The following is an 18103-nucleotide window of genomic DNA, read 5'->3' as shown; positions in this document are numbered from 1 at the left end:
CGAGCCGTGCATTATCTACCTACTGATCGCGAGCTCCTGGCCCAAGCGAAGTGATCCGCCATCAAAAAACCCGTCGATTGCGGCGGGTTCTCCTATGGCAACGGCTCGACGCGTCAGGCGTTCAACAGTCCGATCAAGGTGGGCTTGTTGATTCCGTCGAACTGCGCCAGATCCGCGGCTATGACAAGCCGCTCATTATCAGATTGAATGGCGCCCGCCCAAACACTTCCGCTGCCAATATGCGCAACGCCTGCTTCACCAAAATCCAGATCAAGCGAGCCGTCCTCGCGAATGCCCAGCAGATAGAGTTGTCCACGTACATCATTACCTGTCATCAGCACGTTGAGTCTCGCCCCGGCCTGCAATAAACCGGTTGGAAAAGAGGGCGCGTGCGGTAGGCGAATAGTGAGAGGGACGGCGTTATTGAATTCGGGATCGACCTCACCTCGCGCCGTTAATCGGGTCAGCCACAGGGCCCGGCCAAAGTCCGGTACTTGAGCAGTACCCAAACACACAACCCTGTCATTATCGATCAGCATTTTTGCCAACGTGGTACCGGGCGGCGCTTCCCAATACCCGCGCACAGCAAAACCTTGATCCAACTGGCCTGTCGATTTGAAACAGGCCACGCCTATTGTCTTAGTCACATAGTTACCTTGAGGCCGATCGACCTGAGCGCTGACAGCAATGGATTCGCCGGATTCGCCACTCAACAAACCGATGCTTTCAATCCTGGTGTTCTGCCCATTGATGCGCACCTCGATTTGGCCTTGTATGCCAAAGCTCGGATCGCTAACTCCCGTTGATTGCAGGCGGAATATTCTTCCCGCTTCAAAAATGCGTGAGCCTTGTGCGTCGACCGAGTAGCCGGTGGTTATCAATAACTTCCCGTCAGCCTGCAGCGCAACAAAGGGCAAGTGCGTCGTTATCGAGACGCTGCCCGGCTCGTACGGGTAAGGAAAAATTCGGGTACCAAAGTCCTCGTCCAGACTGCCATCGGGATGGAACCTGGACACCGCCGTACGCCAGATGAACTCGTCGACTTTATCGATAGTCCGTCCGAGCAACAGGATCTTGCCATCGGGTTGACTGATCAACTGCTCCGGAGCCGCTCGACGCTCTGGTTCGAAAGTCCACTGGAAGGCGCCCTCCTGGCCAAAATCGGTATCAACCGAGCCATCGGCATGCAAGCGGCACACTCGTATGTCGTCGCCGCCCCACTCAGCGTAAACGATGGCGCCACGATGCTCGGTGATCGCTCGGACCGAATAGCCTGATGTGCCGTCGACAAAACCTCCTTCACCAAACGACGGGTCAATATTTCCGGCAGCATGTGGAGCGTTGCGTTGAGTCGATTGATTCATGAAAACACCCTCAGAAAGATTCTGGATTTCCATTCAGGCCGTCGAGCGACAGCAATCTGACTACACGGAATGGGGCTCGCTCGCCGATATTCAGCGCGATGCCGGCTGGGCACAACTGTCAAGAGTGACAGTTGACTTTTCTGCGAGATTGAGTGGGCGGCTTTGCGCGCAAGTTATGGACCACAAAGCACCCATGCGCGAGCCAGCCTGCCAACGATGGTGGTGGGTCAGTCGATGACTGTGGTGAATGAGGCGGATGCTTTCGCGAGCAAGCTCGCTCCCACAGGGTTTTGCGGTGCAAGCTTGCTGGCGATGGTTGGCTCAGCAGCGCTTCAAGGCTTGCTTGTGTGCGTACATCGCGCCGTCCGCGTCGGCCAGCAGGCGGTCGACGCTGTCGTGGCGCTTGGGGTCGTATTCGATCTGGCCGACGCTGAACCGGATGGCATAACCGCGGTGCAGCGTGGCGTTGCGTTCTTCGAGGATTTCTTTCATGCGCGCCATGATCGCCGTGGTTTCGACGTGGCTGGAGCCGGTCAGCAGCGCGACGAATTCATCGCCGCCCAGGCGCCCGACCACGTCGCTTTCGCGAAAGGCGATACGCAGCACATCGGCAAAGGTTTTCAGCGCACCGTCGCCCTCGGCATGTCCGTAGAGGTCGTTGATCTGCTTGAAGTCGTTGAGGTCGAAAAACAGCAAGGTCGCCGGCCGGTTCAGCCGCGAACAGGCATCGAGTGCATGCTGGGCCAACTGCTTGAAGCCGCGCCGGTTGGACAGCAACGTCAGCTCGTCCATGCTCGCCATCTGTACCGCGGTGAGTTCCTGCTCGGCCATTTCCGCCAGATCGCGCAGCAGTGCGCGCTCTTCATCGTCGAGTTCACGGGGCTTGGTGTCGATCAGGCACAGCGTGCCCATTTTGTTGCCGTGGGGAACGGTCAGCGGGTATCCGGCATAGAAGCGAATGTTCGGCGCGCCGCTCACCAGCGGGTTGTCATGAAAGCGCACGTCTTCACGGGCGTCCGGCACCAGCAGCAACTCGTTCTGCAAGATCGCGTGCCCACAGAACGAGACGTCTCGCGGCGTTTCGGTGGCGTCGAGGCCGACGCAGGATTTGAACCACTGGCGGTCCTTGTCCACCAGCGTGACCAACGCAATCGGCACGTTGAACAAACGCTTGGCCAGACGCGTCAGGCGATCGAAGCGTTCTTCGGGGGCCGAATCGAGTAGATTGAGATTTTGCAGCGCTTGCATTCGCGCCGCTTCATTCTCGGGTTTTCCGGGCACCAGCATCACACACTCCACAGGCTGTAATGCTCTTGAGCTTAGCCCTGAATTGAGAAGAGCTCACATCATAATTCCGCCACCGGGCAAGGCCCACCCGCATCGGCCCACAGTTTGAACTGCTCGACAAAAATATCGTGGGGCACCGGCACCGGCGCGCGCCCTGCTCCCGGGTTCCAGCCCCAGAGCACCAGTTTGTCTTCGCTGACGTGCTTGATCAGCGCGGCAAAATCGCGATCGCCGTTGCTCGCACGGTCCTTGATCATGGCGCACAGCTTGTCCGCAGGCAGGCCGATCCAGGCCATCTTGTGCGCCGCCGGTGGCAGGCTCCAGTGCGGTGCACCGGGTGGCGCATGCGGGCCATAACTGGCCGGCGGGTTGTTTTCGGCGTGGCAGGTGGCGCAGGGCAAACCGGCAGCGCCCTTGCCGTCCATGCCGCGCACCACGTTCATCGCGTGGGGAATGCCGGCGTCGAACTGCAAGGGCGCATCACCGGGGATGTGGCAATTCTGGCAACGCGGGCTCTGAAAGACCTTTTGCACCGTGCCGAAAGCCTGCAGCGCTGGCTGATCATCAGCGAACAGATCCGAGGCGTAACCGCCCAACCCCAACAGCACCACGGTGCCCAACAGCAGATGTCGTTTCATTTCACACTCCCGACAGTTGCAGCGGCAATTCACGCAGTCGTTGCCCGGTCAAAGCGAACACCGCGTTGGCCACCGCCGGCGCGGTCGGCGGCACCCCGGGCTCGCCGATGCCACCGGGTTTTTCGCTGCTGGGCACGATATGCACCTCCACGACCGGCATTTCGTTGAGCCGCAGGACCTGATAATCGTGATAGTTGGACTGCACCACCCCACCATTCCTGAGCGTCAGCTTGCTATGCAGCGCCATGCCCAGGCCGAAGGTGATGCACGACTCCATCTGCGCGGCGATGCTCTGCGGGTTCACCGCAATGCCGCAATCCACCGCGCAGACTACGCGATGTACGCGAATCGCCAGATTGTCCTGGGACACCTCAGCGACTTGCGCCACGTAACTGCCGAATGATTCGTGCACCGCCACGCCGAGGGCGTGCCCCTCGGGCAACGGCGCTTTCCAGTTGGCCTTTTCCACCGCCAGATTCAACACACCGAGGTGGCGCGGGTGATTTTTCAGCAGGGTACGCCGGTATTCCACCGGGTCCTGGCCAGCCGCCGTGGCGAGTTCATCAACCAGCGACTCCATGACAAAACCACTGTGAGTGTGCCCCACCGAGCGCAGCCACAACACGTTGATGCCGGTCTGCGGCGAATGCAGATCGACTTGATGATGGGCCAGATCCTTGATGTAGGGGCTGTCGGCGACGCCCTCGACCGAAGTCGCATCGATGCCGTCCTTGACCATGGTTTTTTCCAGCAGCGTACCGGCCATGATCGACTGCCCCACCAGCACATGCTCCCAGCTTGACGGCAGGCCATCCGCGCCCAGACCGACCCGCGCCTGATGCAGGAACATCGATCGATAGTAGCCGCCGCGAATGTCATCCTCACGGGCCCACACGGTTTTTACCGGCATCCCCGCCGCCTTCGCCACCTGCACCGCTTCGGCGACGAAGTCCGAGGTCGGGTTGGCCCGGCGCCCGAAACCGCCACCCAGAAACTCGGTGTGAATCTCGACCTGCTCCGGTTTCAGCCCGGTGATCTTGCCAGCGACCATCTGGTCGAGGGTCTGAAACTGCGTGCCGGTCCAGATTTCGCATTTGCCGGTGCTGATCTTCACCGTGCAATTGAGCGGTTCCATCGGCGCATGAGCGAGGTACGGCACGCTGTACTCAACCTCGATTTTCTTCGCCGCTTTGCCGAAGCTGCCTTGTGCATCGCCCGCTTTGCCGGCCGAAGTGCCCGGCGTCGCCGCCAGTTTGCGGAAGCTGTCGAGCAGCGATTCACTGCTCATGTCGGCGTGCGGCCCCAGGTCCCAATTGACCTTCAGCGCATCGCGGCCGAGCTTTGCCGCCCAGTAATGATCAGCGATCACCGCGACGCCGCTGGGCACCTGCAGCACTTTGTGCACGCCGGGGATGGCCAGCGCTGCGGCGCCCTCAAAGGACTTGACCGTGGCGCCGAATGCCGGCGCGCGGGCAACCATTGCGGTCATCAGGCCTTCGAACTGCACATCCATGCCGAATTTGGCGCGGCCGGTGATTTTTTCGGGGGTGTCGAGACGCCTCGTCGGTTTGCCGATGATCTTCCAGTCCCTGGCCTGCTTGAGCGTGATCGTCTGCGGGTCCGGCACCGGCAGTTGCCCGGCAGCATCGGCCAGCTCGCCATAGGTCGCGCGTTGATCGCCAGCGATCACCACGCCCGATTCGGTGCGGATGGCTGAAGGCGCCACATCGAAGCGTTTTGCCGCCGCTTGCACCAACATCTGCCGCGCCGTCGCGCCGGCCAGTCGATAACGGTCGAACTCCATCCACGTCGTGGTCGAGCCACCGGTAATCTGCATGCCGCCAAACGCCGGCATGCCGTAATCGGCCGCCGATGCCGGTGAATGCTCGACGCGGATCTTCGACCAGTCGGCGTCCAGCTCTTCGGCAATCAACATGGTCAGGCCCGTCCAGATGCCCTGGCCCATTTCCGAATGGCCGAGCAGCACGGTGACGCTGTTGTCCGCAGCGATGCGCAAGAACGCATTGGGCGCGAAGACCTTGCCTTCGTTCTCCGCCGCCCGCGCGAACCGATGCCCACCGGGCACGACGAACGCCACCACCAGACCGCCAGCCACGATGGCGCTGCCCTTGAGAAAACCGCGACGCGAAACAGGACTGTTCATCCGTCAACTCCCAGGCAATCAGCCGATTTGCGATGCGCGCTTTACCGCTGCCCGGATGCGTGGATAGGTGCCGCAGCGGCAGATATTGCCGGAGAGGGCCTGATCGATATCGCTGTCGGTGGGTTGGGGAATTTTTGCCAGCAGCGCCGCCGCCGACATGATCTGCCCGGACTGACAGTAGCCACACTGCACCACGTCGAGCTCGGCCCAGGCTTGTTGCACGGGGTGCGAACCGTCCGCCGAGAGGCCTTCGATAGTGAGGATTTTCTGCCCGTGGGCCACCGCAGTGGCAGGTGTGATGCAGGCACGTAACGGCGCGCCGTCGACGTGCACGGTGCAGGCCCCGCACTGGGCCATGCCGCAGCCGAATTTGGTACCGGTCAAGTGCGCAACATCGCGCAGAACCCAGAGCAGCGGCATGTCCGCAGGGACATCGAGCTCCTGGTCCTTGCCATTGATATTCAAGGTCAGCATCGAAGAAATTCCTCAGGTTCACGGTGTGCCGAAAGAGCGTCACCGTGACCTTCAATCGCCACGAGCGCCTCGGCTTATCCCTTTCAGCAAAGCCTAATTTGCGCTCGAAGCCAGACGTTGCGACCACCGGTCATGCACAGATCGACAACGCTCCTACAGTTGATAACGGCTCGCACTTTGCACGCGCATCGCGTGTATCAGCCAAATCGGTCCGCGCGTATTGCGCAGGTTTCCCTCCACATCGGTCAGGAGTCGCGAACATGGGATTTGTCACCACCACAGACGGCGTTGAAATCTTCTACAAGGACTGGGGCCCGCGCGACGCGCCGGTGATCCACTTCCACCACGGCTGGCCGCTCAGTTCCGACGATTGGGATGCACAAATGCTGTTCTTCCTCGGTCAGGGCTTTCGCGTTATCGCCCATGATCGGCGCGGGCATGGCCGTTCTGCTCAGGTCTGGGACGGTCACGACATGGACCATTACGCCGACGATGCGCTGGCGGTGGTCAAGCATCTGGGCACGAAGAATGTCGTGCATGTCGGCCACTCCACTGGCGGCGGCGAGGTGATCCACTACATCGCTCGCCACGGTCAGGACAATGTCGCCAAAGCGGTGCTGATCGCTGCGGTGCCACCGCTGATGGTGCAGACCGCAAGCAATCCCGGCGGCTTGCCGAAGTCGGTGTTCGACGGCTTTCAGGTGCAGGTGGCGGCCAATCGCGCGCAGTTTTATCGGGACGTGCCGAGCGGGCCTTTCTATGGATACAACCGCCCGGGCGCCGAGGCGGCGGAAGGCGTCATCGCCAACTGGTGGCGTCAGGGCATGATGGGCTCGGCCAAGGCGCATTACGACGGCATCGTCGCGTTCTCGCAGACCGACTTCACCGAAGACCTGAAGAAAGTCAGCGTGCCGGTGCTGGTGATGCATGGCGAGGACGATCAGATTGTGCCGTATGCCAATTCGGGGCCGCTGTCGGCGAAGCTGCTGCCCAATGGCACGCTGAAGTCGTATCCCGGTTTCCCGCACGGCATGCCAACGACCGAAGCAGAGACGATCAATGCCGATCTGCTGGCATTTATTCGCGGTTGATCGAGCCGCAGCGAGTCTGGGCTCTGGCTAATCTTCCGAGCGGCCTGGGCCCTCACGATCACGCGGGTAATGGTGCGCCAGCGGGAACGCCGGCAGCCAGGACTCGCGGCGCAGGGTCCAGCTTTCATAGGTCGGTTGCAGTTGATCGGGGGCATCGAGGGCGCCGAGGTTGACTTCGATTTCGTCGTCGCTGCGGTTGAACACTGAGGATCCGCAACGCGGGCAGAAATGGCGGCCGCCGTAGTCGTGGGTTTCGCCGCTTATCGAGACGGCACTGGCAGAGAAAATGGCTGAAGCGTGGAACAGCGCGCCGTGGACTTTGCGGCAGTCGAGGCAGTGGCAGAGGCCGACGCGGTAGGGTTGGCCTGAGGCTACGAGGCGGACTTTGCCGCAGAGGCAGCTGCCGGTGAAGGTTGGCATCGGGAAACTCCTTTTTGGTTGGTCTCTTGATGGCCGGTTTCGTCAGGGACAGCCCTCACCTAGCCCTCTCCCAGAGGGAGAGGGGACTGATTGGGGGATATTGAGGAAACAGGCCGACCTGAACGTGCGGCTGGGAATCCGGAATCGGCTCGATCTGTTGCATGTCGTTGAATCCACAATCGACTCGATTTTTTTTACGCTGTCGAATTCACAATCGACTCGATCTTTTTACGCTGTCGAATTCACAATCGACTCGCTCGCTCAGGTCGATGCATCCCGCAAGACACCTCGGTCGGCCCCCTCTCCCTTTGGGAGAGGGCTGGGGTGAGGGAAAACTGACACACCCCAATCGTTCGATCGCCGAATTTCCGTCCACACGTCGATAATCGGAAATAAAAAAGGAGGCCATACCAAGGCCTCCCTTACCCACCATCATCAAGACGTCCCCAATCCCTTGGACAGGTCCGCCGATTCATCAGACGTCGTCGCTTGCGCAGGCTGAGCACCCTGCCCCGCCGCCTGCTCGGTGGTCTTCGTCACCGTATCGCGGACTGTCTCATAGCCCTCCCGGGCCTGTTTTTTCACCTTGTCGACCATGCCCGCGCTGGTCCGGCCCAGATAGCGCTGCTCAGTGGCGGTCTTCGGCAACGCGGCACCGAGCATGGCGCCAATCGCGATACCCGCGGCAGCAACCATCAGCGGCTGTTCCTTGAGCAACTGGCTGAATTGCTGCCCCATGGCCTGGCCGCTCTGGCTCAATCGGTCGCTGGCATCGTGCATGGAGTGGCGCAAATTCTCCTTGGCGGCACCGACGTTTTCGCCCATGTGGGCAGCCTTGTCCTTGAGCGATTGATAGCCGTGCTTCAACGAATCGCTGGTCTGATGCATATGCTCGCGCGCACTGCCGAGGCTATCGGCCAGACCATCAGCCCACTCCCCGGCCCGGTCCTGATCCGGGCCGCTGCGATAGGTCGGCTGCGGCACCGGCGGACGGTTCTGGCCCATCATCAGCCAGAGCAGGCCGACCGAGGTCAGCACCGCTGGCACCGGGTTGTTGCGCACGCTGGTGCCCAGGTTGGTGACGAACTGCGAGCCGTTGTTCTGCAGCATGCCCCACGCCTGATCGATCATCTGCCCGGGGGTGAACTTGCTTTCCAGCTGGTCGACGATATTGCCGATGCTGGCGCGTTGCGCGTCGATTTCGCGCTCGATCTGCTCAGGGCTTTTTTGCGATTCGATATCCAATTCAGTCTTCATGAGGCTTTCCTCCGCAGCGCTTCCTGGTCTTTGTTCAAGGCGTCCAGCGTCCGGTCAGGTTTGAAATGGGACGGTTCGAACTGTTTTTTGCCCGACTGCAACATGACAAAACCGATGATCATCACCACCACGCCGACGATCAGCGCCGCCAGCCATGGCGCCATGAACATGCTCAAGCCGTACACCGCCGACATCAGCAAGATGATCAGCCCCGCCAGCAACACGATCGCCCCGCCGGCCACTGCCGCAATCCCGGCCTTGAGCGTATTGAGGCTGGACTGAAATTCGGCCTTGGCCAGCGCCAGTTCCTTGGTGAACAGCGCCGGCACTTCGCGCGATAACTGCCGCAGCAGCCCGGTCACCGAAGCGTCGTCGTGGTTCGCTGTGGGTCGGGCGCCCTGCAGATCTGCATCGTCTCGGTTCATGACAGGTCTCCTTTGGTTGGCGAGGTAGGAATCGAGGTTCCGGCAAAATCAGTCGGGTGATCGTGCTCATCGGCCGACGTCGGGGTAATGCCGGTCGCCAGGCCTGGACTGGGATCAGTGCGGGTTGCAGTGGAAGTTTCATAGGGCCGCTGCGCGCCAAAACCGCCGGCCGGTGGCGTTGAGTTGCCAGAGGCAGACTCATGATCGGCAGTGACTTCGGCTGCCGCCGAGGTGCCCGCTTTGAGGAACCGCGACAGGCCGAAACCGATCGCCACGCTGCCGGCAATGAACAACGCCGGATTGCTGCGCGCCAGTTCGGCGGCATCGTGCAACAGCTGTTCGGCGCTCTTGCCACGCAGATTCTTTGCCAGTCCGCCCATCGACTCGGCCATGTCCGAGAGATAGTCGGACATGCCCAGCGTGTCTTTGTCCTCCAGCTCCGAGACGAAGCTTTTCGCGCCTTGCGCCAGCGCTTCGATCTGCTCGGCAGCGCTGTCGCGATACTGGCCGAACTGTGCATCAGCTTGCTGCCGCGCACCGCCGAGCGTTTCGCTGACGTCGTCTTTCAACCGTTCGAAGGCCTGCCCGGCCTGATCCTTTGAAGGTTCGTCTGCAGTGGTTCCTGCCCTGTTATCTGAAGTGTTCATGTGGTCCCTCGCCTTCTGAGTGAAAACGTTATGTGGGGCGACCTGACAACATTGCCCTGAGTCCCCTCATAGGAAGTGACGGAAGAGTCTGGCGTGGAGTTCAACCGTTTTGATGAGCGCACCCTTTACCGATTTGCAGGTGCCGTTGGGCTAGAAAAAGCCAGTCCTGTCGAACTCGAACGAGCCTTTGGCGTCCGCAGCCCCTACACTGGCGCACTGGCCTGCCGGGATAACCACCATGAAACACGCTGCCGCCAAAAACCCAGAAAAAGCCCCGCGCTTCTGGCGCGACGACGCCCTGCCCTTCATCGAGGCGCGGGCCATCGCCGATGGTCGTGAGGTCTGTTATGCACGGCATTCCCACGCGCACTTTTCCATCGGCGCGATCACCGCCGGGCGCAGCACCTATGTGCACGAGCAATCAGAGTTCGAGGTGGGCGCAGGCACGGTGGTGCTGATGAACCCTGGCGATGTGCACGCGTGCAACCCGATCGATGATCAGCCGTGGTCGTACGTGATGCTGTACGTCGAGACGCCGTGGCTGAGCGATCTGCAGCAGCAGTTGGGGTTCTGTGCGCAGGGTTTTTGTCGCTTTGCGCTGACTCATCTCGATGACTCGGCGCTGTTTCACGGTTTGTGTGAGCTGTACGAAATCCTCGTCGACGACCGGCACGACCTGCTGCGCAAACACAGTGCAGCGGTGGAGTTTTTCAGCGATCTGCACTTGCGTCTGAACCCCGCCAGCGCGCCGTTGCGCGAGCCGAACGACAAGCTCGAACTCGCCGCTGGTTTCATTCGCGAGCATTGCACCGATGCGCTGAGCCTCGACGACATTTGCACGGCGGCGCAGTTATCGCCGTCGTACCTGATCCGCGCGTTCAAACAACATTACGGCATGACGCCCCATGCGTTCTTGATCAACCAGCGCATCCAGTTCGCCCGCGAACGCTTGCGCAGCGGCCAGTTGATTGCCGACGTCGCGCTGGCGGCCGGGTTTGCCGATCAGGCGCATTTTCAGCGCGCCTTCAAACAGCATCTGGCGGCCACGCCGGGGCAGTATCGCGGTTGACGACCTCCGAAATCAGTCGTTGACATATCGGTAAAATCCGATATCTTCGCGGCATGGACCTACTCGACATCTTCAAAGCACTCTCCAACCGTACTCGCCTCGAGATTCTCAAAGGCTTGAAGGACCCGGCCAACAGCTTTCCTCCTCAGGATGAAGGCGACGTGCACACGGTGGGTGTTTGCGTCAGCAGTATTCAGGAAGGCGTCGGGCTGTCGCAGTCGACGGTGTCCGATTATCTGGCGACGCTGCAACGGGCAGGTCTGGTCGAAGTCAGACGCATCGGCCAATGGACGTACTACAAGCGCAATGAAGCGGCGATCCGTGAGCTGGCCGAGATCATCGGCAGCGAGCTGTAATTTTTTGCCCCATGATATCGAGAATTCCCGATATCCCTTTTTACCGAAACGAGGAAACGCAATGAAAGCGATGATGCTTGAATCATTTGGCGGCCCGGAATCGTTCGAACTGCGCGACGTGCCCAAGCCTGTTCCCAACGCTGGCGAAGTACTGGTGCGAGTCCACGCCACCTCCATCAACCCTCTGGATTATCAGGTTCGGCGCGGCGACTATCCCGACTTTGTGCCGCTTCCGGCCATCAGCGGTCACGACGTCTCCGGCGTGGTCGAAGCGGTCGGCCCGGGCGTCACGGCTTTCGTGCCAGGCGACGAGGTCTGGTACACCCCGCAGATCTTTGCCGGGCCTGGCAGTTACGCCGAGTACCACGTTGCCGCACAAACTATCGTGGCCAGGAAGCCGAAAGCGCTGAACCATCTCGAAGCGGCCAGTCTCAGCCTGGTCGGCGGCACGGCGTGGGAAGCGCTGGTGGTGCGGGCGGCGCTCAGGGTCGGTGAAAGCGTGCTGATTCATGGCGGCGCGGGTGGCGTCGGGCATGTTGCGATCCAACTGGCCAAAGCCATGGGCGCAAAGGTTTTCACCACCGTACGCGAAGCCAACTTCGAGTTCGCGCGGCGCATGGGGGCCGATGTGCTGATCGATTACGAGAAGGAGGACTACATCGAAGCCATCCTGCGCGAAACCGGCGGGCATGGCGTCGATGTGGTGTTCGACACCATCGGCGGCGACACCCTGGCACGCAGCCCCGACGCACTCGCGCAACTGGGCCGGGTGGTGACCATCGTCGATATCGCCCAGCCGCAGAACGTGATCCAGGCCTGGGGCAAAAACGCCAGTTTCCACTTCGTGTTCACCCGCCAGAACCGCGGCAAGCTCGATGAATTGAGCGCACTGGTCGAACGCGGTCAATTGCGCCCGCACGTCGGCGCGGTCTATTCGCTGGCGGACCTGGGACTCGCCCACGCCCGGCTGGAAAGCCGCAACAACGGACTGCTGGGCAAGATCGCGATTGCCGTCGAGCCATCCGCACTCGCCGATGCGCCATCCACCCCACAGCACTCACTTTAAGGGGAACGTCATGGTTTACGAGATCGCTGTGCTACCGGTTCATAAGCAACACGTCGAGCACTTCCGACAGGCCTTCGCCGAGGTCGCGCCCCTGCTCCGCCGCGCCAGGGGTTATGGCGGGCACGTGCTCGCGCAAGGAATTGAAACGCCCGAGCGCTTCAATCTGATCGTGCGCTGGCAATCGCTCGAGGATCACACACCGGGCTTTGAAGCCAGTGAGGATCATCGATTGTTCATGCTGGGTCTGGAGCAATATTTTTCCGAAGAGCCGACGGTGTATCACATGGAAGGGGCGGCGTTTGAGTTGCCGTTCATGTGAGATTGAACACCGATCCCTGTAGGAGCGAGCCTGCTCGCGATGGCGGTCTTTCAGTCGCAAGCATAATTGACTGGAAGTACGCTTTCGCGAGCAGGCTCGCTCCTACAATGGGGTTACGGTAGCAGCAGATAGATTGCGCTCAATGCCAACAACCCGGCCATGGTCCGATTGAACCAGCGCATCCCCTTGGCGTTGTTCAAATACCCGCGCAAAAACGTCCCCGCATACGCCCAGCAGCCGACCGACAGATAACAGACCACCAGATACACCGCCGCAAACTGCCAGACCAACCGCGCCTCGCCATCGGCAACAAACGCCCCCATGCCCGCCACACAGGCCAGCCAGGCTTTGGGGTTGAGCCATTGCATGACCGCCCCGTAGAGCATCGACGGCGCCCGCCCTGTATCGGCGGCGTTGAGCCGTCCGTCATCGCTGGCCAGTTTCCAGGCCATGAACAGCAAAAACCCAACACCGGCCCATTGCACCACGCGGGTCATGAACGGCCAGCGCTGCAAAACCTCATGCAAACCCAGCCCCATCAACACCAGCAACAACACAAACCCCAACGTCGCCCCGGCGACATGCCGCTGACTGGCACGAAACCCATACTGCGCCCCCGAACTCAACGCCACGATATTCACCGGCCCCGGCGTGATGGAAGCGGCCAGCGCAAACGCCGCCATCGAAACAATCAGACTCATCGCACACCTGCTTCAAAACGAGGAACAAGGGGCTCACCTTAGTCAGCGCCGATCGGCGGGTATTGAAGAAAATTACCTTTTTGGCTGCAAATCTGTCATCAGGTGTTCGCTACATTCCGCGCCGGGCACGAACATTGTGGGAGCGAGCCTGCTCGCGAAAGCGGTGGGTCAGGCAATAAATGTATTGCTGTGAAAACGCCTTCGCGAGCAGGCTCGCTCCCACATTTTCGATTTGCGTGAATTAGGCAGAGATGGATTGGCTGTTAGTCCGTCATCGCCTGCAGGCAAGCTCCCACAGGGGCCGAGCGCAACCATGAGGCCGAGTGTCAGCTCGCCTGCTTTTGATCTTGATGGCGACGCTGAAGATCAAAAGCCCCTCACCCTAGCCCTCTCCCGGAGGGAGAGGGGACTGACCGTGGTGGATGTGAGAGATACGCCAACATGGGGTACCGAGTTGAACGCAAGTTTTGAACAGCCCACAAATCGGCTCCCTCTCCCTCGGGAGAGGGCTGGGGTGAGGGGCAGCCACACCACAAATCCAAAGCCAACCACCCGCTTCTAACCACTCAACAATGAGCGTTAGCTCGAGTGCCCTTGATCTTGATCTTGCCTAACCAGCGACATCGGAAGGCTGAGCGCAGGGATTGATCCGGGCGTGGGAGCGCAGCGACCGTCTGGCGCAGCCAGACACAGCGGAAGGAGGTGCAGCGCAGCAAACCGTAGCCGCTGCGCCCGGATCGATCCCGGAGCGAAGGAACCCGAGCCTGCGAGGGCCGAACGCAGGAGCAAGCCTTTTGGGTACTTTTTCGGCGTCTGGAAAAAGTGCCTCGCCGTAAGGGCGAAACCGCCAGCCGCCGTTACCGCAGCAACGGATATGCACCCAAAACCCAAACCCCAAACCCCAAACCCCAAAGATCAAGCCACCCGCGGCACCGTAAACCGAAACTCACTCCCCCGCCCCGGCTCACTCTCGGCAACGATCCGCCCACCATGGGCCTCAACGATCCCCTGAGTGATATACAACCCCAGCCCCGTCCCCGTCGGATTGCCCTCTTTCACCGTCCAGTACCGATCAAACACATGCGGCAAATGCTCCTTCGGAATCCCCTCACCGCTATCACGCACCGTAAAGACAATCTCGTCGCCCACCGTCGTCGCATGCACACCCACAGTCCCCAGCCGCGGCGTGAACTTGATCGCATTGCCGACCAGATTCGATAACACCTGAAACAACCGCTCGGGGTCGGCATGAATCCGCAGATCCGGATCAGCCTCAAAGGAAATGCTGATGTCCTTGTCCTGCGCCAGCGGCGTCAGCAGCGACTGCGCTTCTTCAAAGATATGCACGACTTCCAGCGGCTGCGGGCTGATGGTGTAGCGCCCGGCATCGATTTTCGAGGTATCGAGCAAATCTTCCAGCAACGTATTCATCCGCGCCGTGGCCTGCTGCATCGTGTCGATGGCGGTAGAAATGCGCCGCGAAGTATGCGCGCCGTCCGAGCTGAAGGCTTTCTGCATCATCCCGCAGAGCATCGAGATCACCGTCATCGGGTTGCGCAGGTCGTGGGACACCACCGCTACCAGTTCCTCGCGGGCGCGCACCGCTTCCTGTTCGCGGCGCACTTGCCGTGCGAGGTCGTTCTCCAGTGCGGAGCGGCGCAGGTCGTTGGCGGCGAACAGGTCGCCGTGGCTCCACTTCACCGAAATCCCGGCCATCTCGACTTTCCAGATCTCGAACGAGGTGCGCGGACGCAAGCGCAGGCCGGCGTCGGAGTTTTCCAGGTCCAGCGGTTTGCGCGGGTCCCCGCTCCAACTGATGTTTTCCTTGGCCTCCGGGCGGAACCACAGCACGCCGTTCTCTACCGGTTTGGGCAGGCTCAACGCCAGCACCCCGCTGGCCACCTGCTGATACTGCGCAGCGGGTGGGTAGACGCTGGACAGATGATGGCTGGCGAACACCGGCTCGCCGCGTTCCTGCAGCCATTTGTGCAGCGCGCGAATGTCTTCCGGTTCCGGGCAGTTACCGTAACGGTGCAACTGCTTGTCTTCGATGATCGCGATGCCGCCGGCGCCGGTCAGCGCCATCAACCTTTCAGGCTGTTGCGCCAGGCCATCGAAAACGTTTTGCGGCGAATCGATCATCGCCTGATTGAGCTGCGCCAGTGCTTCGAGCTTTTCGTCGCGCTGACGGCTGAGCTCCAGCGCTTCCATCGCGCTGATCTGCAGCGACAGCACCTGGCCGATGGTCTGGCAAGCCATGCGCAATTCGTGAGGCACGTGCAGCGGCTGGCGATTGCCGCAGCTGATCAGGCCCCAGAGTTTGTCGCCCTTGAGCAGGGAAATGCTCATCGACGACAGCACGCCCATGTTCTTCATGTACTGGCAATGAATCGGCGAGACGCTGCGCAGCGTGGCGAAACTCAGGTCCAGCGGTTGCTGGGTGTCCGGGCGCAACTTTGGCACCAGCGGCACCGGCTGGTAATCGGCATTGGGGATGATCCGCAGCCAATTGGTGCGGTACAGCTCGCGGGCCTGCTCGGGAATGTCCGAGGCCGGGAAAAACAGGCCGTTGAACACTTCCATCGATGGATCGGAGGCCTCGGCGATGACCTGACCGTGGCCCTCCTCCTCGAACCGGTAGATCAGCACCCGGTCGTAACCGGTCATCGCCTGGATTTCCTTGACGCTGATGTCGTACAGCGCCTGCAACGACGTGGCCGCTTGCAGGCGTTGCAGCATGCGCCCCAGATGGGTTTTGACCCCGGCGACGTTGCGCGGCTGGAAGTTCTCGACGTGGATTTCCAGCTCCAGAATCAGCACGCCTTGGTGGCGGTGCAGCAAACCCTCGAACGCGGTGCCGTTGAGGCGAAAGTACAACGGAGGCGCATCGGCCTGCACATCGCGTTGCAGCGCCTCAAGCACCTGTGCGCTGTGCTCGAGACCAATCAGCTCGTGCAGCGGCTGGCCGATCAATGGCTCTGGCGCGCGGCCGAGCAAGGTTTCGACGTTGGCGCTGACCTGAATGATCTGCAGCGCGGGCTCGCTCAGGGTCAGCAGCAGGCCGTGGGGCTGAATCGCCCCGGGAAACCGGATCGGCTCGTCGGCACAGTTGGCCAGGAGTTCTTCAAAGGCTTGTTTGTCTTGCGGGGTCATGCCAGCACCTCCCGGCGCTCGAGCCACTGCTCGAAACAGCTGAATGTAGTTTGCGCAGCGCGGACGACGGCTGCACGTTCGGCAGCGTCCATGGGCCGGCTGCCGAGGTATTCGATGAAATCGCGCCAGCGGCGCCCTGTGGCCGCGCCGTAGACATCGAGAAAGGCCGCGCCGTTATCGGCTTCCAGGCCCAACCGGGCAGCGATTTCGCGGCGCAGAATCTGCCCGCCGAGGGTCGCGCCTTCCAGTACATACAACACGCCGAGGCAGGCGGCGCTGGAATCGATGCGCGGCAATTCAGCGCATAGCGGCAGATTTGCCAGCGAATCATCCGTGGCGCTTAGCGCTTGCAGGTCGGCGCGCAGGGTTGCGGTCTTGAGGCGTGGCGTCAGATCGAAGTCGTCCGGAATAGCGTTGCTGGCTTGCAGGGCCTGTTCCACCGGCAGATAAAAGCCGTAATAGGCCTGCATCAGGCGCTCGAAAGCCGGGGTATCAAGGGTGTCGGAGAAAAAAGGAAGGCGTTTTTCCAGTGCGATGTGCAGTTCGGCAGTGCCGGCCCGCAAATCCTGCAGCACCGGTGGCACATAAACCTCACGGGCCTTTGCTTGCATGTAGATCGCTCTTGGTGGGGCCGCCTGGGGCCATTCGGGGTCGGCGTAACGTGCGACGAATTTATCACGGCGCGCGCCAAAACTGCCTGCCGGGCCAGTTTTTTCTGCCGCCCGGTTACCCTCTGACGGGTTCAGAGTGGCGCCGAACGGGAAAAGTTCGCCCGGCGCCACAGGTTCCATCGATCCCACCGATCACGGTGCGATAGCGCAATCGCTGCCCAAATCGCTTGCACCGCATCGAATCGGCGTTGCCACCGCTCAATCGGCGCTGTCGTTGGTTTGCAGGCTGGGGTCGCCGTTGGCCGGAATGCTGCTGTCGACACTTTGCGTGTCCTTGCTGGCCTTCTCTGCCCCCGGATAGCCGGGTAAACCGCGGGTGTCGGCGGGCGTCATCACCTCGTCGGTGTCACGCGCATGGTCCCAGTCAGTCGTCGCATTCGGATCCTCATCGCGCCCGGCGGTGCCGAGCACGAAGCCATCGTCGTTCGGGTTGAGGGTTTCTTCGAGCGGCTTGTCGGTGCTGGATGGGTGGTTCATGGCTGCCTCCAGAAAAGTCGTGAGCGGACTTGTTTCGAATGCCCAAGGCTGCTGGAGTGCGATGGAAAAGACCAACGGTGCCTGCTCTCGACGACCTGCGCTGAATCAGGCTTCGCTCGGCCCCTTGAGCTCAACCTGATTGCCGTCCGGGTCAAAGCAATACAGCGACAGGCCGTAACCCTCGGCGCCGAAGCGTCGGGCGGCTTTCTCCACGATCAGGCCGCAGGCTTGCAAGTGAACGGTCAGTGCCGTTTCGTCGAACGGTTCGATGCGCAGGCAGAAATGATCGACGTTGCGCCGCTCCGCCCCTGCTGCGCCGCCACCCTTGCGACCCAGCTCGCCTTGCAGGTCGACCAGATCGATCATCGAGCTGCCGGCGCGCAGGTGCACCAGGCCCAGCGGTGGGTTATGACGGACCACTTCGGCGCCGAATACCCGGGCGTAGAAGTCGATGCTGCGTTGCAGATCGGCGACGCGCAGCACAATGTGATCGATGCGCTGGATGGTGAACGGCGGCATGGCGT

General features: G+C 61.2%; 19 protein-coding genes. 5 read left to right on the top strand and 14 right to left on the bottom strand.

Annotated elements, in window-relative coordinates; genetic code table 11:
• Positions 1-113: 113 nt before the first annotated feature.
• The 5 genes from M0746_RS08765 to M0746_RS08745 form a co-directional block, all read right to left on the bottom strand.
• Complete coding sequence (locus tag M0746_RS08765) at positions 114-1397, bottom strand: hypothetical protein (protein ID WP_258448838.1); 1284 nt, start codon at positions 1395-1397, stop codon at positions 114-116.
• 288 nt (positions 1398-1685) lie between these two features.
• Positions 1686-2651 (bottom strand): sensor domain-containing diguanylate cyclase, encoded by a 966-nt coding sequence (locus M0746_RS08760; protein ID WP_258448837.1) that lies wholly within the window; start codon positions 2649-2651, stop codon positions 1686-1688.
• A gap of 59 nt (positions 2652-2710) precedes the next feature.
• Positions 2711-3289, bottom strand: a complete 579-nt coding sequence (locus M0746_RS08755; protein ID WP_208940776.1) for a hypothetical protein — start codon at positions 3287-3289, stop codon at positions 2711-2713.
• A gap of 1 nt (position 3290) precedes the next feature.
• A complete protein-coding gene (locus M0746_RS08750) occupies positions 3291-5453 on the bottom strand; it encodes a xanthine dehydrogenase family protein molybdopterin-binding subunit (protein WP_258448836.1) in 2163 nt (720 codons plus the stop codon).
• Positions 5454-5471: 18 nt separating this feature from the next.
• On the bottom strand, positions 5472-5927 hold the full coding sequence (locus M0746_RS08745; RefSeq protein ID WP_208940774.1) for a (2Fe-2S)-binding protein: 456 nt from the start codon (positions 5925-5927) through the stop codon (positions 5472-5474).
• Between the two features lie 260 nt (positions 5928-6187).
• Between M0746_RS08745 and M0746_RS08740 the strand changes: the two genes are divergently transcribed.
• On the top strand, positions 6188-7018 hold the full coding sequence (locus M0746_RS08740; RefSeq protein ID WP_258448835.1) for an alpha/beta fold hydrolase: 831 nt from the start codon (positions 6188-6190) through the stop codon (positions 7016-7018).
• Positions 7019-7045: 27 nt separating this feature from the next.
• On the opposite strand, the gene M0746_RS08735 is transcribed toward M0746_RS08740, so the two are convergent.
• From M0746_RS08735 to M0746_RS08720, 4 genes are all read right to left on the bottom strand, one after another.
• Positions 7046-7438, bottom strand: a complete 393-nt coding sequence (locus M0746_RS08735; protein ID WP_258448834.1) for a GFA family protein — start codon at positions 7436-7438, stop codon at positions 7046-7048.
• A gap of 435 nt (positions 7439-7873) precedes the next feature.
• Positions 7874-8695, bottom strand: a complete 822-nt coding sequence (locus M0746_RS08730; protein WP_258448833.1) for a DUF3618 domain-containing protein — start codon at positions 8693-8695, stop codon at positions 7874-7876.
• Positions 8692-9120: a phage holin family protein gene (locus tag M0746_RS08725; RefSeq protein WP_258448832.1), complete on the bottom strand. Its 429-nt coding sequence runs from the start codon at positions 9118-9120 to the stop codon at positions 8692-8694. Before M0746_RS08725 ends, M0746_RS08730 begins: the two co-directional genes overlap by 4 nt.
• Positions 9117-9767 carry a hypothetical protein gene (locus M0746_RS08720; protein ID WP_258448831.1) on the bottom strand — a complete coding sequence of 217 codons (651 nt, stop codon included), beginning with the start codon at positions 9765-9767 and terminating at the stop codon, positions 9117-9119. The genes M0746_RS08725 and M0746_RS08720 overlap by 4 nt, the downstream gene beginning before the upstream one ends.
• Before the next feature lie 238 nt (positions 9768-10005).
• On the opposite strand from M0746_RS08720, the gene M0746_RS08715 reads away from it, so the two are divergent.
• From M0746_RS08715 to M0746_RS08700, 4 genes are all read left to right on the top strand, one after another.
• Complete coding sequence (locus tag M0746_RS08715; RefSeq protein WP_258448830.1) at positions 10006-10836, top strand: AraC family transcriptional regulator; 831 nt, start codon at positions 10006-10008, stop codon at positions 10834-10836.
• A 53-nt stretch (positions 10837-10889) separates the two neighbouring features.
• Positions 10890-11192 carry an ArsR/SmtB family transcription factor gene (locus tag M0746_RS08710; RefSeq protein ID WP_090282894.1) on the top strand — a complete coding sequence of 101 codons (303 nt, stop codon included), beginning with the start codon at positions 10890-10892 and terminating at the stop codon, positions 11190-11192.
• A gap of 61 nt (positions 11193-11253) precedes the next feature.
• Positions 11254-12258, top strand: a complete 1005-nt coding sequence (locus tag M0746_RS08705) for a zinc-dependent alcohol dehydrogenase family protein (RefSeq protein WP_258448829.1) — start codon at positions 11254-11256, stop codon at positions 12256-12258.
• Between the two features lie 10 nt (positions 12259-12268).
• Positions 12269-12577 (top strand): antibiotic biosynthesis monooxygenase family protein, encoded by a 309-nt coding sequence (locus tag M0746_RS08700; RefSeq protein WP_258448828.1) that lies wholly within the window; start codon positions 12269-12271, stop codon positions 12575-12577.
• Positions 12578-12690: 113 nt separating this feature from the next.
• On the opposite strand, the gene M0746_RS08695 is transcribed toward M0746_RS08700, so the two are convergent.
• The 5 genes from M0746_RS08695 to M0746_RS08675 form a co-directional block, all read right to left on the bottom strand.
• Positions 12691-13278: a LysE family translocator gene (locus tag M0746_RS08695; RefSeq protein WP_258448827.1), complete on the bottom strand. Its 588-nt coding sequence runs from the start codon at positions 13276-13278 to the stop codon at positions 12691-12693.
• Between the two features lie 915 nt (positions 13279-14193).
• The gene (locus M0746_RS08690) at positions 14194-16431 is read right to left on the bottom strand and encodes an ATP-binding protein (RefSeq protein ID WP_258448826.1); all 2238 of its coding nucleotides are present in this window, start codon (positions 16429-16431) and stop codon (positions 14194-14196) included.
• Positions 16428-17042 carry a biliverdin-producing heme oxygenase gene (locus M0746_RS08685; protein ID WP_258448825.1) on the bottom strand — a complete coding sequence of 205 codons (615 nt, stop codon included), beginning with the start codon at positions 17040-17042 and terminating at the stop codon, positions 16428-16430. Before M0746_RS08685 ends, M0746_RS08690 begins: the two co-directional genes overlap by 4 nt.
• Before the next feature lie 258 nt (positions 17043-17300).
• Positions 17301-17579 carry a hypothetical protein gene (locus tag M0746_RS08680; RefSeq protein ID WP_208941161.1) on the bottom strand — a complete coding sequence of 93 codons (279 nt, stop codon included), beginning with the start codon at positions 17577-17579 and terminating at the stop codon, positions 17301-17303.
• Between the two features lie 105 nt (positions 17580-17684).
• Positions 17685-18098 (bottom strand): VOC family protein, encoded by a 414-nt coding sequence (locus tag M0746_RS08675; protein ID WP_258448824.1) that lies wholly within the window; start codon positions 18096-18098, stop codon positions 17685-17687.
• Positions 18099-18103 lie beyond the last annotated feature (5 nt).

The sequence above is a fragment of the Pseudomonas sp. S11P7 genome (assembly GCF_023195435.1).
Lineage (GTDB): Bacteria > Pseudomonadota > Gammaproteobacteria > Pseudomonadales > Pseudomonadaceae > Aquipseudomonas > Aquipseudomonas fluorescens_G.
This window is presented reverse-complemented; position numbering and strand designations above follow the sequence as displayed.

Bases quoted from the DNA above. Each gene is read 5' to 3' on its own strand.
- M0746_RS08765 (WP_258448838.1), bottom strand. From the start codon at position 1,397: ATGGAAATCCAGAATCTTTCTGAGGGTGTTTTCATGAATCAATCGACT.
- M0746_RS08760 (WP_258448837.1), bottom strand. From the start codon at position 2,651: ATGCTGGTGCCCGGAAAACCCGAGAATGAAGCGGCGCGAATGCAAGCG.
- M0746_RS08755 (WP_208940776.1), bottom strand. From the start codon at position 3,289: ATGAAACGACATCTGCTGTTGGGCACCGTGGTGCTGTTGGGGTTGGGC.
- M0746_RS08750 (WP_258448836.1), bottom strand. From the start codon at position 5,453: ATGAACAGTCCTGTTTCGCGTCGCGGTTTTCTCAAGGGCAGCGCCATC.
- M0746_RS08745 (WP_208940774.1), bottom strand. From the start codon at position 5,927: ATGCTGACCTTGAATATCAATGGCAAGGACCAGGAGCTCGATGTCCCT.
- M0746_RS08740 (WP_258448835.1), top strand. From the start codon at position 6,188: ATGGGATTTGTCACCACCACAGACGGCGTTGAAATCTTCTACAAGGAC.
- M0746_RS08735 (WP_258448834.1), bottom strand. From the start codon at position 7,438: ATGCCAACCTTCACCGGCAGCTGCCTCTGCGGCAAAGTCCGCCTCGTA.
- M0746_RS08730 (WP_258448833.1), bottom strand. From the start codon at position 8,695: ATGAAGACTGAATTGGATATCGAATCGCAAAAAAGCCCTGAGCAGATC.
- M0746_RS08725 (WP_258448832.1), bottom strand. From the start codon at position 9,120: ATGAACCGAGACGATGCAGATCTGCAGGGCGCCCGACCCACAGCGAAC.
- M0746_RS08720 (WP_258448831.1), bottom strand. From the start codon at position 9,767: ATGAACACTTCAGATAACAGGGCAGGAACCACTGCAGACGAACCTTCA.
- M0746_RS08715 (WP_258448830.1), top strand. From the start codon at position 10,006: ATGAAACACGCTGCCGCCAAAAACCCAGAAAAAGCCCCGCGCTTCTGG.
- M0746_RS08710 (WP_090282894.1), top strand. From the start codon at position 10,890: ATGGACCTACTCGACATCTTCAAAGCACTCTCCAACCGTACTCGCCTC.
- M0746_RS08705 (WP_258448829.1), top strand. From the start codon at position 11,254: ATGAAAGCGATGATGCTTGAATCATTTGGCGGCCCGGAATCGTTCGAA.
- M0746_RS08700 (WP_258448828.1), top strand. From the start codon at position 12,269: ATGGTTTACGAGATCGCTGTGCTACCGGTTCATAAGCAACACGTCGAG.
- M0746_RS08695 (WP_258448827.1), bottom strand. From the start codon at position 13,278: ATGAGTCTGATTGTTTCGATGGCGGCGTTTGCGCTGGCCGCTTCCATC.
- M0746_RS08690 (WP_258448826.1), bottom strand. From the start codon at position 16,431: ATGACCCCGCAAGACAAACAAGCCTTTGAAGAACTCCTGGCCAACTGT.
- M0746_RS08685 (WP_258448825.1), bottom strand. From the start codon at position 17,042: ATGCAAGCAAAGGCCCGTGAGGTTTATGTGCCACCGGTGCTGCAGGAT.
- M0746_RS08680 (WP_208941161.1), bottom strand. From the start codon at position 17,579: ATGAACCACCCATCCAGCACCGACAAGCCGCTCGAAGAAACCCTCAAC.
- M0746_RS08675 (WP_258448824.1), bottom strand. From the start codon at position 18,098: ATGCCGCCGTTCACCATCCAGCGCATCGATCACATTGTGCTGCGCGTC.